We start from the raw sequence: 14,037 nt of genomic DNA, 5'->3' as shown, positions 1-14,037 counted from the left end.
GAGCTGGCAGATGAACATCAAGGCCGACTTCCCGACGCTCATCGAAGAACTCGATTACGGAACTCCGCAATCGAAGGCTGAGAAGCAGGTCACGCTGACCGTCGATGGCCGCAGCATCAGCGTGCCGGAAGGCACGTCGATCATGCGTGCGGCGATGGAAGGAGGAGTGGAGATCCCGAAACTCTGCGCCACCGACATGCTGGACTCCTTCGGTTCCTGCCGCGTCTGCCTCGTCGAGATCGAAGGGCGCGGCGGCACGCCGGCTTCCTGCACGACGCCTGTCGGCGAAGGCATGGTGGTGCGCACGCAGTCGGACAGGCTCGATGCCATCCGCCGCGGCGTCATGGAACTCTATGTCTCCGATCATCCGACCGGCTGGAACGAGAAGGCCGGAACCGGCGCCAGCGAGTTCGATGTGGTGGCGAAGTCCGTCGGCCTGACCGAAAATCGCTACGGCGTCGAGGGCCGCAACCACGTCAGGGAAGAAGGCGGCGTTGCGCCCGGCCATGGCTCGCTCGCGGTCGACTACATCGCGCGCGATGAGTCCAACCCCTATTTCACCTACGATCCGGCGCAGTGCATCGTCTGCTCGCGCTGCGTGCGCGCCTGCGAGGAAGTGCAAGGCACTTTTGCGCTGACCATCGAGGGCCGCGGCTTCGAATCGCGCATGGTCGCCGGCATGCATGAGGATTTCATCGCTTCCGAATGCGTGTCCTGCGGCGCCTGCGTGCAGGCCTGCCCGACCGATGCGCTGCGCGAGAAGACCGTGCTCGAAAAGGGCCTGCCGGAGCGCTCCGCCGTCACCACCTGCGCCTATTGTGGCGTCGGCTGCTCGTTCAAGGCCGAAGTGAAGGGCGACGAGGTCATCCGCATGATGCCCTACAAGGAGGGCATGGCCAACCACGGCCATTCCTGCGTGAAGGGCCGTTTCGCCTATGGCTACGCCACCCACAAGGACCGCATCCTGTCGCCGATGATCCGCGAAAAGGTCAGCGATCCGTGGCGGGAGGTGAGCTGGGAAGAGGCGATCGCCCATACGGCCAAGGAATTCCGCCGTATCCAGTACCAGTACGGCCGCACCGCGATCGGCGGCATCACCTCCTCGCGTTGCACGAATGAGGAGACCTATCTCGTCCAGAAGCTGGTGCGGCAGGGCTTCCGCAACAACAATGTCGACACCTGCGCGCGCGTCTGCCATTCGCCGACCGGCTATGGGCTCGGCCAGACCTACGGCACCTCGGCCGGCACGCAGGATTTCGATTCCGTCGAATTCACCGACGTCGCCGTCATCATCGGCGCCAATCCGGCGTCCGCGCACCCGGTGTTCGCCTCGCGACTGAAGAAGCGGCTGCGCCAGGGCGCCAAGCTGATCGTGCTCGATCCGCGCCGCACCGAGATGGTCAAGTCGGCGCATGTCGAGGCGGACTACCATTTGCCGCTGAAGCCCGGCACCAATGTCGCCGTGCTGACGTCGCTGGCGCATGTCATCGTCACCGAGGGCCTTTTCGACGAAGCCTTTATCCGCGAGCGCTGCGACTGGGCGGAATTCCAGGACTGGGCGTCCTTCGTCGCCCTGCCGGAAAACAGCCCCGAAACCGTCGGCAAGCTGTCGGGCGTCGATCCCGAGCTGATCCGTGGTGCCGCGCGCCTCTACGCCAAGGGCGGCAATGGTGCGATCTACTACGGCCTCGGCGTCACCGAACACAGCCAGGGCTCGACCACGGTGATGGCGATCGCCAACCTCGCAATGGCCACCGGCAATATCGGGCGCCCGGGCGTCGGCGTGAACCCGCTGCGCGGCCAGAACAATGTGCAGGGCTCGTGCGACATGGGCTCGTTCCCGCATGAACTGCCGGGCTACCGGCACATTTCGGGCGACGCGGTGCGCGACATCTATGAGAGCCTGTGGGGCGTGAAGCTCGACGACGAACCCGGCCTGCGCATCCCCAACATGCTGGATGCGGCCGTCGACGGATCGTTCAAGGGCATCTACATCCAGGGCGAGGACATCCTGCAGTCCGATCCCGACACCAAGCATGTCGCCGCCGGCCTTGCCGCGATGGAATGCGTGGTCGTGCACGATCTCTTCCTCAACGAGACGGCGAACTACGCGCATGTCTTCCTGCCCGGCTCGACCTTCCTCGAGAAGGACGGCACCTTCACCAATGCCGAGCGTCGCATCAACATGGTGCGCAAGGTGCTGGAACCGAAGGCGCGCTACGCCGATTGGGAGGCAACGCAGGAGCTTGCCCGCGCCATCGGGCTCGACTGGAACTATACGCATCCGTCCGAAATCATGGACGAGATCGCCAAGACGACGCCAAGCTTCGCCAACGTCTCCTTCGACCTGCTCGACCGCGTCGGTTCCGTGCAATGGCCCTGCAACGACAAGGCACCGCTCGGCACGCCGATCATGCATGTCGACGGCTTCGTGCGCGGCAAGGGCAAGTTCATCCGCACCGAATATGTGGCGACGGACGAAAGGACCGGACCGCGCTTCCCGCTGCTGCTGACCACCGGCCGTATCTTGTCACAGTACAATGTCGGCGCGCAGACACGGCGCACCGAAAACGTCATGTGGCACGCCGAGGACCGGCTGGAAATTCATCCGCATGACGCAGAAAACCGTGGCCTGCACGATGGCGACTGGGTCCGGCTGACCAGCCGTTCGGGCGAGACGACTCTGCGCGCGCTGATCACCGACCGGGTGTCGCCGGGCGTGGTCTACACCACCTTCCACCATCCCGACACGCAGGCCAACGTCATCACCACCGACTTCTCCGACTGGGCGACCAATTGTCCGGAATACAAGGTGACCGCGGTGCAGGTCGGCGCTTCCAACGGCCCGTCGGAATGGCAGCGCGACTATGACGAACAGGCCAAGCAGAGCCGCCGCATCGCTCCGCTGCAGGCGGCGGAGTAAGAGGCAGGTCGCAATGTATGCCTTGCCTGCCTATCTGCTCGCTGTCCTTATCGCTTCGGTGATAATTTCGTTAGAGTTTTTGGGGGTTTCGATATCGAAAGATCTGATCGCTGGAAATGCTGTTTCGTTGGGTCGGCTTCGGGATGGATTGCCTGCCGGCGTGTTCCTGCTGCCGTTCATCGTCTTCTTTTTCGCATTTGTGATATCAGCGGTGCCGTTCGCATTTTTCCAAAATGCCTATAAGCAGTTGAATGGAACCGGCGCCCAGTACGCGGCTATTTTGTTTGGTGTCGCGGTTGCCTTCTTCGGATTTGAATTGATGAACCAACTGTTGCCGTTCCCCCGACAGGGTCATTTCGCATCAGCACTATTGAGCATTGCGCCGGGAATCGCGAGCGGCTGGGTTTTTCACAGGACGAAGAAGCTGTCTCCCGAAGAGCTTATCGCGAAGGAGGATGGCTGATGTTGCCTCGTCCACCTGCCACTACGCCGGCCAGCCGTATTGCCAGACGCGGGTCCGGCACATTTTCGGCCGACCGCATGGTTCCGGAGGAGACACCGGTGGCGTTCTCCTTTGCCGGCACCACGCATGCGGTGATGATGGCGAGCCCCGCCGATTTCGAGGATTTCGCGCTCGGCTTCTCGCTGACCGAGGGCATCATCGCCGCGCCTGACGAGATCGAAGCCATCGAAGTGGAAGATCATGGCGCCGGCATCGATATTCAGATCCGGCTGAAGGACCAGGCCAATACGCGCTTCGAGGCGCGGCGGCGGCGGCTTGCCGGACCGGTCGGCTGCGGGCTCTGCGGCATCGAATCCATCGAGGAAGCGATGCGCTCGGTCGATGCGGTCGGTGCGTCAAAACTTACGCTTGCTGCCGACGACATCATCCGCTCGGTCAAGTTGCTGTCGAAGGTGCAGCCGCTGCATACCGAGACGGGCGCCGTACATGCAGCCGGCTTCTACGTGCCTGGCAAGGGCGTCGTCATGGCGCGCGAGGATGTCGGCCGCCACAATGCGCTCGACAAGCTGGCGGGGGCGCTGGCCAAGGCCAATATCGATGGCGCATCGGGCGCGGTCGTGGTGACCAGCCGTGTTTCGGTCGAGATGGTGCAGAAGACGGCAGCGATCGGTTCGGCCTTCATCATCGCCGTTTCCGCTCCCACCGCCCTTGCCATCCGCACGGCGCAGGAAGCCGGCATGACGCTGGTGGCGTTGGTGCGCGGCGATGATTTCGATGTTTTTACCCACCCTGACCGGGTGATCTCCGGAGTTACCCAGCATGTCGCATGACGAAGAGCACATCATGAGCACACGGGAAAAGCTGGTGCGCATGGCCAACCAGATCGCCGCCTTTTTTCACTCCAGACCACGCGAGGAAGGTGTTGCCGGAGTCGCCGAACATATCAACAAGTTCTGGGAGCCGAGGATGCGGCGCCAGTTTTTCGAGATGCTGGACAGCGGCGGCGAAGGCTTCGACGAACTGGTTGTGGTCGCTTCGGCCAGGATCAAGCGGCCGATCACGCCGGCGGAGGCCGATCTCAAGCTCGGGCTCGAGGCTTTTCCGGGCGACGTCGCGGCACCGCAAGAATAGCCGCGGCGGCCGCACATTCACTTCCGCTAAAATATAAACTGCCGCAACCGGCGCGGCTCTGCTATGGTTGGCGATCAGAAATCGTCAGGCCGGGCGGACAACCTCGTGAGGCCGATCGAGACCCGATACGCCCTTAGCGGCGAGGTGCGGATCGCCTATCAGGTGATCGGCCAGGGATCGTTCGATCTCGTCTTCGTGCCGGGCTTCATCTCCAATCTCGACCTGCACTGGGAAGACGAGGGCTATACCAGGCTCCTGAGGCGGCTTTCGGCGTTCTCACGGCTGATCCTGTTCGACAAGCGCGGCACGGGTCTCTCCGACCGCGTCGACGTCCATCACCTGCCCAGCCTCGAGACCCGCATGGACGATGTGCGCGCGGTGATGGATGCGGCCGGCAGCGGCCGTGCCGCCCTGCTTGGCGCTTCCGAAGGCGCGCCGATGGCGATGCTGTTCGCCGCCACCTATCCAGAGCGGACGCGGGCGCTGGCGCTCTATGGCGGCTATGCCCATTTCCACAAATGGGTGATGCCGCCGGAGCATCTGGAAGCCTTCATCGCGACGGCCGAGACGGCCTGGGGGACAGGCGCCACCTTGCCCAATTTCGCGCCGGGCAGGGTCGATGACGCCCGATTTTCAACCTGGTGGGCGCGGTTCGAACGGCTCTCGGCCAGCCCGACGGCAGCGGCGGCGCTGGCGCGGATGAACGCGGAGATCGATGTACGCGGTATCCTGGCGGCGATCGACGCGCCGACGCTGCTGATCCATCGCCGCAACGACGTGCGGGTCGATCCCGACGCCAGCCGCTTTCTGGCCAGGAAGATCCCCAACGCGCGGCTGGTCGAAATCCCGGGGCGCGACCATCCGATCTGGACCGGCGATGTCGACCGGGTGGCCGACCTGATCGAGGAATTCCTGACCGGCGAGCGCGCCGTGGCGGAAGCCGAACGCATTCTGGCGGCACTTCTTGTGACACGCATCTACGACACGGCACGGCTTGGCGACAGGATGTGGAGCGAACGCAGCGAGCATTTCCACGAAACATGGCGGACACTTGTGGTCCGCCATGGCGGGCGCTGCGCGGATATGCATGGCGAAATGATGATTTCGCGCTTCGACGGCCCGGGACGGGCCTTACGCTGCGCGGCGGCGTTGCGCGACGCGGCGCAGCAAATCGGGGTGGCAAGCGCGCAAGGGGCGCATGTCGGCGAAATCGAGTTGCGCGGCCCCCCTGCAGGATTGACGGGCCGCGTGACGATACAACTCGCCGCTCTCGCCGGGCGCGGCGAGATACTGGCGTCGAGGCTGGTCGCCGATCTGGCAGTCGGCTCGGGACTTCATTTCGTCGATCGCGGGCATGTCGCGATCGACGAGTTGGACGAGCCGCTGGCGCTTGTGCTTGCGATGTCCGAACAGCACCTGGAACCGGCTTGCCGGCCCAAGACCAGGGCGACCGAACCGGCCTGCCTGACAGCGCGCGAGAGCGAAGTCGTGAATTTGATCGCCGATGGCAAGAGCAATGCGGCGATCGCCGCCGAACTCAGGCTGAGCGAGCACACGGTCAAGCGCCACGTCGCCAACATATTGCTCAAGCTCGACCTGCCATCGCGAGCGGCGGCGGCGGCATTTTCCGCCAGGCAGACTGGCCCGGACGGGCCATGAGAGCCATGGCGCTTTCGGGCGAAGCGGGGACACCGATGTAGGCGCTATCAATTCCCCATGCAGGCCAAGGCGGATATCGCCGGGAAAGGCGCTGCGAACGGAGGATGAAATGCCCAAGTCAAAACTGAATGTCAGGTCACTTGTAATCGCGGCGGGCATTGGCGCGCTGTTCACGGTCACTCCGGCGAAGGCCGAGGATGCGTCGGCGACGGCGGCCTACAAGGACATCCAGGCGACGCTCGGCTCTGTGCCTGATATGTTCAAGACACTGCCTGACGTCGCCATCGCCGGCGCCTGGGCCGAGATCAAGGGCGTCCAGCTCAACCCCAGACCGCGCTTGACGGCAAGACCAAGGAGTTGATGGGGCTCGCGGTCGCGTCGCAGATCCCGTGCCAGTATTGCATCTATTTCCACACCGAGGCCGCCAAGCTCAACGGCGCGAGCGACGAGGAGATCAAGGAGACGATCGCGATGGCGGCAATCGTTCGCCATTGGTCGACGATCCTCAACGGCAGCCAGGTCGATCTCGCGACCTTCAAGAAACAGACCGACGGCGTATTCGCCGCCGTGAAGGCGAAGTCGCAGTGAAGACCCCGGCCCGGCTATGAGTGCCGGGCGACACCACAAAGCATCAACCGCCCGATCGTGAAGACGGGCATATGGAGGATAAAATGCTGACCAAGACCCAAACAGTGGACGGCGCGGCGATCAAGAAGGCGATCGAAGGGCGTGATGGAAAGATGCTGTCGAGCTTCTATGCCGACGATGCGCTGGTGCGGGTGATCGACCGCAACAACCCGCCGAGCAAGCCACGCGAAATCCGCGGGCGCGCGGCGATCACGACATTCTGGGACGACATCTGCAGCCGGGCGATGACCCACAAGGTCGACACCACCATCGCCAATGGCGACAGCCTCGCCTTCACCCAGGCCTGCGCCTATCCGGACGGCACGAAAGTGTTCGCCGCGGCAATGCTGGAGTTGAAGAACGGGCAGATCGCACGGCAGACCGTCGTGCAGGCCTGGGACGAGTAGATCAACCGCGGGCTAAACCGCATGTGATGGAGGAGAACCAACATGTTCAGCGCCAGATGGCAGATCGACGCCAGGTTCGGGCACAAGCAGACCGTGCTCGAGCTGATGCGGAAATGGGAACGCGAGATCGGCTCTCAGGTCGGCCTCGCCGACCTCAAATTCCAGATCATGACCGGATCGATCGGCGCGCGCGAGGCGACGGTCGAGTCGCATCACGAGGTCGAGAGCCTGGCACAGTTGGAGGCGATGTTTGCCAAGATCGGCAAGATCGACGCGCACGCCAAATGGGGCAAGGAGATGGAGCCCTATGTCGTGTCGGGCACCAGCCTGTGGCAGATTTTCCGTATCGTCGAATAGTTGATGCCGGATAGCCGCGGCCCAGGACCTGGGAGGGGCGGCGAGCACGATGGAAAGGTGGCTGCGAGGCGGCGGTCACCTTCATCATGCGCCATGCGATAAAGGCAAAGCCACGAGGCGTGGCTCCCGCTCTCCTATACGGCCAATCTCGGCGGCGGATTCCGGCTGCCCGCCATGGCTCTCCTGGGCCATTGCCCATTGGCCCTTTCGGGCGAAGCAGCGGGGACCGGATCGGTGCAATGTACTCGTCTCTGCACCGTCCAACGCATCCGCCCCGAGGGGGGCGACACAACGAAGCAACAAGATGCGTCGCGCCGACGCCGCATAGCGCCGGCACAATCAAAGGGAGAAAACCAATGACCGACGAAACCCATGCAAAACTGCGTGAAAGCCTGCGCGGGGAGCTGATCCTGCGTGACGATGCCGGATATGACGAAGCACGCAAGATCTACAACGGCATGATCGAAAAGCACCCGCTGCTGATTGCACGCTGCGCCGATGTTGCCGACGTGATCACCGCCGTGCGATACGCGCGCGACAACGACCTCCTGATCGCCGTGCGCGGCGGAGGGCACAACGGTGCCGGATTGGGAATTTGCGACAACGGCCTCGTCATCGACCTGTCGACGATGAAAGGGGTCCATGTCGACCCGAACACGCGCACTGTGAGGGTCGCGCCCGGCTGCACGTCGGGTGACGTGGACCACGCTACCCATCCTTTCGGGCTCGCCGTTCCGTTCGGCATCGTCTCGACCACGGGCGTTGCCGGCCTTACTCTCGGCGGAGGGACGGGCTATCTGACGCGCAGATACGGTCTCACCATCGACAATCTTGTCGAGGCCGATCTGGTGCTGGCCGATGGCAGTATGGTGAGGGCCAGCAAAAGCGAGAATCCCGACCTGTTCTGGGCGCTGCGGGGCGGCGGCGGTAATTTCGGCGTCGTGACCAGCTTCCTGTTCCAGGCCCATCCTGTGAACATGATCTTCGGCGGCCCGGTGTTCTGGGAGGCCAAGGACGCTCCGGCCGTCATGCGTGCCTATCGCGACTACCTGCCGGCAGCGCCGGAAGATCTCGGCGCCTTTGTCGGCCTGAAGTCGGTCCCCTCGACCGATCCCTTCCCGCGCGAGTATTGGGGCAAGCGCGCCTGCGCCATCATCTCCTGCTACAACGGCACGGAGGAAGACGGACGCAAGGCGATGGCGCCGCTGCTGGACATCTTGCCGCCACCGATCTTCAACTGGATGGGCGTCATGCCGTACCCGGCATTGCAGGCGCTGTTCGACCCGCTGCTTCCCAAAGGCCTGCAATGGTATTGGAAGGGCGATTTCGTCAAGTCTCTTTCCGACGAAGCCATCGCGACCCATATCGCGCAGGCTGCCCAGGCGCCTAGCGAATTGTCTCTCATGCATCTTTACCCGATCGACGGCGCCGTGCGCCGCGTCGGCAAGGACGAGACCGCCTGGAACGCACGCGACGCAAGCTGGTCAATGGTCATAGCCGCAATCGATCCCGATCCGGGCAAGGCCGCCGACCTCACCAAGTGGGCCAAGAATTACTGGGCGAGCATCCATCCCCACAATGGCGAAGGCGGCTATGTGAATTTCATGATGGACGACGAAGGGGAAGCTCGCTTGCGGGCAAGCTATGGTGCGAATTACGAAAGGCTGAGCCAGGTGAAGCGGACCTATGACCCATCCAACTTCTTCCGGGTCAACTTGAACATCAAGCCCGCGCTATCAGGGACGCAAGGCAGGACGGCGGCTTAGCTGGCGGTTCCCGCTGCTTGTGCCGCTTAGACGGCCTTCTCGCAGTCAAACATAGGGCCGTATAGAGTATAATGACGCTGACGCCCTCCTTCAGACAAAGGGCGTCAGCGCCGCGATGCGATAGTCCCTTACCCGTGCGCCACCATGACATGGCGCACGGCTGTGTAGTCTTCCAGCGCGTAGAGCGACATGTCCTTGCCGTAGCCGGACTGCTTCAGCCCGCCATGCGGCATCTCGTTGGTCAGCATGAAGTGGGTGTTGATCCAGGTGCAGCCATATTGCAGGCGGGCGGCGGTCGCCATGGCGCGCGAGACGTCCCTGGTCCACACCGATGACGCCAGGCCGTAATCGCTGTCGTTGGCCCAGCTCACCGCCTCGTCGACTTCCGTGAAACGCGTGATCGAGACGACCGGGCCGAACACTTCGCGGCGCACGATCTCGTCCTCCTGCAGCGCACCGGCGACGACGGTCGGCTGGTAGTAGAAGCCGGTGCCCTCGCCCGGCTTGCCGCCGGTGGTGATCTCGATGTGCTTCAGCTCCGAGGCACGCTCGACAAAGCTCGAGACGCGATCGCGCTGGCGGCGCGAGATCAATGGCCCGATTTCGTTCTCGGTGTCGTCGGGCTGGTTGTATTTGATGGTCGAGACGGCGGAGGACAGATCGGCGACCAGCTTGTCGTAGATCTTCTTGCCGGCATAGATGCGGCAGGCGGCGGTGCAGTCCTGGCCGGCATTGTAATAGCCGAAGGCGCGCAAGCCCTTGACGACGGCGCCGAGGTCGGCGTCGTCGAAGACGATGACCGGCGCCTTGCCACCAAGTTCGAGATGCGTGCGCTTGACCGATTTGGCGGCGGCCTGCAGCACCTTCTTGCCGGTGGCGACGTCACCGGTGATCGAGATCATATTGACCTTGGGATGGTTGATCAGCGTGTTGCCGACGCTGTCGCCCCGGCCAAGCACGACATTGACGACGCCCTCGGGCAGCACTTCGGCCAGAATCCTCGCCAGCTTCAGCGCCGTCAGCGGCGTCTGCTCCGACGGCTTGAAGACGACGGTGTTGCCGCCGGCGATCGCCGGCGCCAGCTTCCAGGCCATCATCATCAGCGGATAGTTCCATGGCGCGATCGAAGCGACGATGCCGATCGGATCGCGCCGCACCATCGAGGTGTGGCCGGGCAGGTATTCGCCCGCGACCACACCCGGCATGGAGCGGACCGCGCCGGCGAAGAAGCGGTAGCAGTCGACGATGGCCGGGATTTCGTCATTGAGCACTGCGTTGATCGGCTTGCCGCAGTTCAGCGCCTCGAGCGTGGCAAATTCCTCGGCCTCGGCCTCGATGCGGTCGGCAATTTTGAGCAGGTAGCCAGAGCGTTGCGCCGGCGTTGTGCGAGACCACAAGACGAACGCTTGTCCCGCTGCCGCCACGGCGGCCTCGATCTGTGCCTGGCTGGCCTCGGGCAGGTTGAGAATGGTCGCCCCGGTCTTCGGATTGAGGATCGGCTCCTCGGTCTCGGCGCCCTTCTCGAATTTGGAGCCGATCAGCATCTGGGTGTCCATTGGGTTCTCCCTTGAAAGGAGCGAATAGGGAGTAGCGAATAGCGAGTAGGGTTTGGCTGTCGATTTTCCCTACTCGCTACTCGCTACTCCCTATTCGCTGTTTTTCATTTCCCGCTTCCGGCGATCTGGTCGCCGTCGCGGGTCAGGTAATAGGCAAACAGGATCGGCAGCAGCGTCACCAGGACGACGACCATGGCCACGACGTTGGTGACCGGACGCTGGCGCGGACGGATCAGTTCCTCCAGCATCCAGATCGGCACCGTCTGCTGCTGGCCGGCGGTGAAGGTGGTGACGATGACCTCGTCGAAGGAAAGGGCAAAGGCCAACATGCCGCCGGCGAGCAATGCGGTTGCGATATTGGGCAGCACGACATGGCGAAAGGTCTGGAAGCCGTCGGCGCCGAGATCCATCGAGGCCTCGATCATCGAGCCCGACGTGCGGCGGAAACGAGCGACGGCGTTGTTGTAGACCACGACCACGCAGAAAGTGGCGTGGCCAAGCACGATCGTCCAGAACGAGAAGGGGATGTCTGCCAGCGCGAAGGCCGAACGCAGCGCGATGCCGGTGATGATGCCGGGCAGCGCGATCGGCAGGATGACCAGCAGCGAGATGGTTTCGCGACCGAAGAACTTCGTCCGCGACACGGCGGCGGCGCACAGCGTACCGAGCACCAGCGCAATCGTGGTCGAGATGGCGGCGACGCGGACCGACAGCGACAGCGCTTCCCAGACATCGGGCCGGTTCCAGGTGACGGCGAACCATTGCATGGTCAGCCCGGGCGGCGGCCAGACGAAACTCTTCTCCTCGGTGGTGAAGGCGTAGACGAAGATCAGCAGGATCGGCAAATGCAGGAAGAGCAGGCCGTAGGCAGCGGCGGCCTTCAGGCCTGGCGGAGCGGATTGACCACGGTCAGAGCGCATCGAAGGCTCCCATGCGCTTGGCGCCCCAGAGATAGAAGCCCATGATGACGATGGGCACCACGGTGAAGGCGGCGGCCAGCGGAATGTTGCCGGCCGTCCCTTGCTGCGAATAGACGGCCTGGCCGATGAACAGGCGCGACGTCCCGATGATCTGCGGGATGATGTAATCGCCCAATGTCAGCGAGAAGGTGAAGATCGAGCCGGCGACGATGCCAGGCAGCGCCAGCGGAAACAGCACGTTGCGGAAGGTCTGGCCGGGCGAGGCGCCGAGATCGGACGACGCCTCGACCAGATTGCCGGGCACGCGCTCAAGGGCCGCCTGAACGGGCAGGATCATGAAAGGCAGCCAGACATAGACGAAGACGATGAAAGTGCCGGTGAACGATACCGACAGCGAATTGCCCCCGACCACGGGCAGCGCCAGCCAGGCGTCAAGCAGCCACAACAAGTGCAGCTTGGTGAGCAGCCAGGTCAAAATGCCTTCCTTGGCCAGGATCAGCTTCCAGGCATAGATCTTGACCAGATAGCTCGACCACAGCGGCAGCATGACGCCGAGATAGAACAGTGCCTTCCAGCGGCCGCGTGCATAGCGCGCCGCGTAGTAGGCAATGGGGAAGGCGACGATGGCCGAAGCCAGCGTGACCAGGGCCGCCATCGTCACCGTGCGCAGGATGATGTCGAGATTGGCGGCCTGTAACAGGTCGCCATAGGTCTTCAGCGTGAACTGGCGGTTGATGAGGCCGGAGAACTCGTCGATGGAGAAAAAGCTCTGCGCCAAAAGCGCGAACAGCGAGCCGATATAGACGATGCCGAGCCACAGAACCGGCGGCAGCAGCATGAGGAGCAGCAGGACTTTTGGCCGGCGCCAGAAAAGGTCGGAGAGCGCACCGCGCAGACCGCCGCTGCCGGGCAGGATGGCGGGTGCGGGATTGGCGTTGAGGGCGACGATGGTCACGGCGCCACCCTGTCGATTGGATCAATGGCGGCAAGGCCGAGATCCTTCACACCCCCCTCTGTCCTGCCGGACATCTCCCCCGCAAGGGGGGAGATCGGCAGCTTGCCTGCCTCGCCAGTTCTGCAACGTTGAAAATTGGCGACGATAGTGGCGACAGCCAATCTCCCCCCTTGCGGGGGAGATGTCCGGCAGGACAGAGGGGGGTGCCTCGCGCCAACCGTCGTCATGCCGGCTCGTCCATAAGATGCAGGTGCTCGCGATTGAACGTCAGCACCACCGCCTCGCCCTCCGCCGGCAGGGCAGTGCCGGCCGGCACCACGGCGTGCAGTTTCAACCCGTCGGCATCGAGCGCCAGCCGGGTGGTGGCGCCGAGATAATTGGTCGAGACGAGACGCGCGGCGACGCCCTCGCCGCTCGCGGCACGGCCGACGCGAATGGATTCGGGCCGCAGGCTGCCCCAGCGGTGCTGGCCGGAATAACGCTGGACGAAATCCGGCGGCAGCACGTTCGAGGAACCGACGAAATCAGCGACAAAGCGCGTGCTCGGCCGCTGATAGATGTCCTCCGGCGTGCCGATCTGCATGATCTTGCCATCGTTGAAGACGGCGACGCGGTCGGCCATCGACAGCGCCTCGCCCTGGTCGTGGGTGACGAAGACGAAGGTGATGCCGAGCGCCTTCTGCAGCGACTTCAGCTCCTCCTGCATATTTTCACGCAGCTTGAGGTCGAGCGCGCCGAGCGGCTCGTCGAGCAGCAGCACCTTGGGCTGGTTGACCAGCGCGCGGGCGAGCGCGACACGCTGGCGCTGGCCGCCGGAGAGCTGGCCGGGCCGCCGGGCGCCGTAGCCGGGCAGTCGCACCAGCGAGAGCGCTTCCTCCGCCGCCTTGTGCCGCTCGGTCTTGCTCACGCGCTTGACCATCAGCCCGTAGGCGACGTTGTCGAGCACATTGAGATGCGGGAACAGCGCGTAGTCCTGGAACACGGTGTTGACGTTCCGGCGGTAGGGCGGCACGCCTTCGGCACGCTCGCCGAAGATCGAGATCGAACCCGCCGTCGGCTGCTCGAAGCCGGCGATCAGGCGCAGACACGTGGTCTTGCCGGACCCGGACGGCCCGAGCATGGCGAAGAATTCGCCCGGCACGATGTCGAGGTCGACCGCGTCGACGGCGCGAACGCTGCCGAAATGGCGCGAGACTCTTTGAAAGGAAACGGCTGGGGTCATGGGGTGTCAGTCTGTTGCCGGTTGGTTCTGTCGGATTGCCGTAGCACGCCG

The 14,037-nt window shown here is 63.8% G+C and carries 14 protein-coding genes; 10 read left to right on the top strand and 4 right to left on the bottom strand.

Annotated elements, in window-relative coordinates; all coding sequences use genetic code 11:
* The first annotated feature begins 10 nt into the window (after positions 1–10).
* The 10 genes from fdhF to O7A70_RS03825 all read left to right on the top strand — a co-directional run bounded on the left by fdhF (position 11) and on the right by O7A70_RS03825 (position 9,333).
* Positions 11–2,923, top strand: a complete 2,913-nt coding sequence (fdhF, locus tag O7A70_RS03870) for a formate dehydrogenase subunit alpha (protein ID WP_337139101.1) — start codon at positions 11–13, stop codon at positions 2,921–2,923.
* Positions 2,924–2,936: 13 nt separating this feature from the next.
* Entirely contained in the window at positions 2,937–3,386 is a 450-nt protein-coding gene (locus O7A70_RS03865; protein ID WP_337139100.1) for a hypothetical protein, read from the top strand.
* Positions 3,386–4,216 (top strand): formate dehydrogenase accessory sulfurtransferase FdhD, encoded by an 831-nt coding sequence (gene fdhD / locus O7A70_RS03860; RefSeq protein WP_337139099.1) that lies wholly within the window; start codon positions 3,386–3,388, stop codon positions 4,214–4,216. Before O7A70_RS03865 ends, fdhD begins: the two co-directional genes overlap by 1 nt.
* A complete protein-coding gene (locus O7A70_RS03855; protein ID WP_027142158.1) occupies positions 4,206–4,517 on the top strand; it encodes a formate dehydrogenase subunit delta in 312 nt (103 codons plus the stop codon). Before fdhD ends, O7A70_RS03855 begins: the two co-directional genes overlap by 11 nt.
* A gap of 105 nt (positions 4,518–4,622) precedes the next feature.
* The gene (locus O7A70_RS03850) at positions 4,623–6,176 is read left to right on the top strand and encodes an alpha/beta fold hydrolase (protein ID WP_337139097.1); all 1,554 of its coding nucleotides are present in this window, start codon (positions 4,623–4,625) and stop codon (positions 6,174–6,176) included.
* 109 nt (positions 6,177–6,285) lie between these two features.
* On the top strand, positions 6,286–6,537 hold the full coding sequence (locus tag O7A70_RS03845) for a hypothetical protein (RefSeq protein ID WP_337139095.1): 252 nt from the start codon (positions 6,286–6,288) through the stop codon (positions 6,535–6,537).
* Entirely contained in the window at positions 6,537–6,764 is a 228-nt protein-coding gene (locus tag O7A70_RS03840) for a carboxymuconolactone decarboxylase family protein (protein WP_337139093.1), read from the top strand. Before O7A70_RS03845 ends, O7A70_RS03840 begins: the two co-directional genes overlap by 1 nt.
* Before the next feature lie 83 nt (positions 6,765–6,847).
* Positions 6,848–7,210 (top strand): nuclear transport factor 2 family protein, encoded by a 363-nt coding sequence (locus O7A70_RS03835; protein WP_135862229.1) that lies wholly within the window; start codon positions 6,848–6,850, stop codon positions 7,208–7,210.
* Between the two features lie 42 nt (positions 7,211–7,252).
* Entirely contained in the window at positions 7,253–7,567 is a 315-nt protein-coding gene (locus O7A70_RS03830) for a hypothetical protein (protein WP_337139092.1), read from the top strand.
* Between the two features lie 356 nt (positions 7,568–7,923).
* Positions 7,924–9,333: an FAD-binding oxidoreductase gene (locus O7A70_RS03825; protein WP_337139091.1), complete on the top strand. Its 1,410-nt coding sequence runs from the start codon at positions 7,924–7,926 to the stop codon at positions 9,331–9,333.
* Between the two features lie 128 nt (positions 9,334–9,461).
* Here the strand turns inward: O7A70_RS03825 and O7A70_RS03820 are convergent, their stop codons facing one another.
* The 4 genes from O7A70_RS03820 to O7A70_RS03805 form a co-directional block, all read right to left on the bottom strand.
* Positions 9,462–10,889: a gamma-aminobutyraldehyde dehydrogenase gene (locus O7A70_RS03820; RefSeq protein ID WP_337139090.1), complete on the bottom strand. Its 1,428-nt coding sequence runs from the start codon at positions 10,887–10,889 to the stop codon at positions 9,462–9,464.
* Between the two features lie 104 nt (positions 10,890–10,993).
* Entirely contained in the window at positions 10,994–11,809 is an 816-nt protein-coding gene (locus O7A70_RS03815; protein WP_337139089.1) for an ABC transporter permease, read from the bottom strand.
* Positions 11,799–12,764, bottom strand: a complete 966-nt coding sequence (locus O7A70_RS03810; RefSeq protein WP_442921153.1) for an ABC transporter permease — start codon at positions 12,762–12,764, stop codon at positions 11,799–11,801. Before O7A70_RS03810 ends, O7A70_RS03815 begins: the two co-directional genes overlap by 11 nt.
* Positions 12,765–12,987: 223 nt before the next feature.
* The gene (locus O7A70_RS03805; protein ID WP_337139088.1) at positions 12,988–13,986 is read right to left on the bottom strand and encodes an ABC transporter ATP-binding protein; all 999 of its coding nucleotides are present in this window, start codon (positions 13,984–13,986) and stop codon (positions 12,988–12,990) included.
* Positions 13,987–14,037: the final 51 nt, after the last annotated feature.

This window comes from Mesorhizobium sp. Cs1299R1N1, assembly GCF_037179655.1.
Classification (GTDB): Bacteria; Pseudomonadota; Alphaproteobacteria; order Rhizobiales; family Rhizobiaceae; genus Mesorhizobium; species Mesorhizobium salmacidum.
This window is presented reverse-complemented; position numbering and strand designations above follow the sequence as displayed.

What these genes read in the sequence shown, in the direction of transcription:
- O7A70_RS03840 (WP_337139093.1), top strand. Translation starts at nt 6,537, where the DNA reads ATGGGGCTCGCGGTCGCGTCGCAGATCCCGTGCCAGTATTGCATCTAT.
- O7A70_RS03855 (WP_027142158.1), top strand. Translation starts at nt 4,206, where the DNA reads ATGTCGCATGACGAAGAGCACATCATGAGCACACGGGAAAAGCTGGTG.
- O7A70_RS03830 (WP_337139092.1), top strand. Translation starts at nt 7,253, where the DNA reads ATGTTCAGCGCCAGATGGCAGATCGACGCCAGGTTCGGGCACAAGCAG.
- O7A70_RS03815 (WP_337139089.1), bottom strand. Translation starts at nt 11,809, where the DNA reads ATGCGCTCTGACCGTGGTCAATCCGCTCCGCCAGGCCTGAAGGCCGCC.
- O7A70_RS03820 (WP_337139090.1), bottom strand. Translation starts at nt 10,889, where the DNA reads ATGGACACCCAGATGCTGATCGGCTCCAAATTCGAGAAGGGCGCCGAG.
- O7A70_RS03805 (WP_337139088.1), bottom strand. Translation starts at nt 13,986, where the DNA reads ATGACCCCAGCCGTTTCCTTTCAAAGAGTCTCGCGCCATTTCGGCAGC.
- fdhD (WP_337139099.1), top strand. Translation starts at nt 3,386, where the DNA reads ATGTTGCCTCGTCCACCTGCCACTACGCCGGCCAGCCGTATTGCCAGA.
- O7A70_RS03865 (WP_337139100.1), top strand. Translation starts at nt 2,937, where the DNA reads ATGTATGCCTTGCCTGCCTATCTGCTCGCTGTCCTTATCGCTTCGGTG.
- O7A70_RS03835 (WP_135862229.1), top strand. Translation starts at nt 6,848, where the DNA reads ATGCTGACCAAGACCCAAACAGTGGACGGCGCGGCGATCAAGAAGGCG.
- O7A70_RS03825 (WP_337139091.1), top strand. Translation starts at nt 7,924, where the DNA reads ATGACCGACGAAACCCATGCAAAACTGCGTGAAAGCCTGCGCGGGGAG.
- fdhF (WP_337139101.1), top strand. Translation starts at nt 11, where the DNA reads ATGAACATCAAGGCCGACTTCCCGACGCTCATCGAAGAACTCGATTAC.
- O7A70_RS03845 (WP_337139095.1), top strand. Translation starts at nt 6,286, where the DNA reads ATGCCCAAGTCAAAACTGAATGTCAGGTCACTTGTAATCGCGGCGGGC.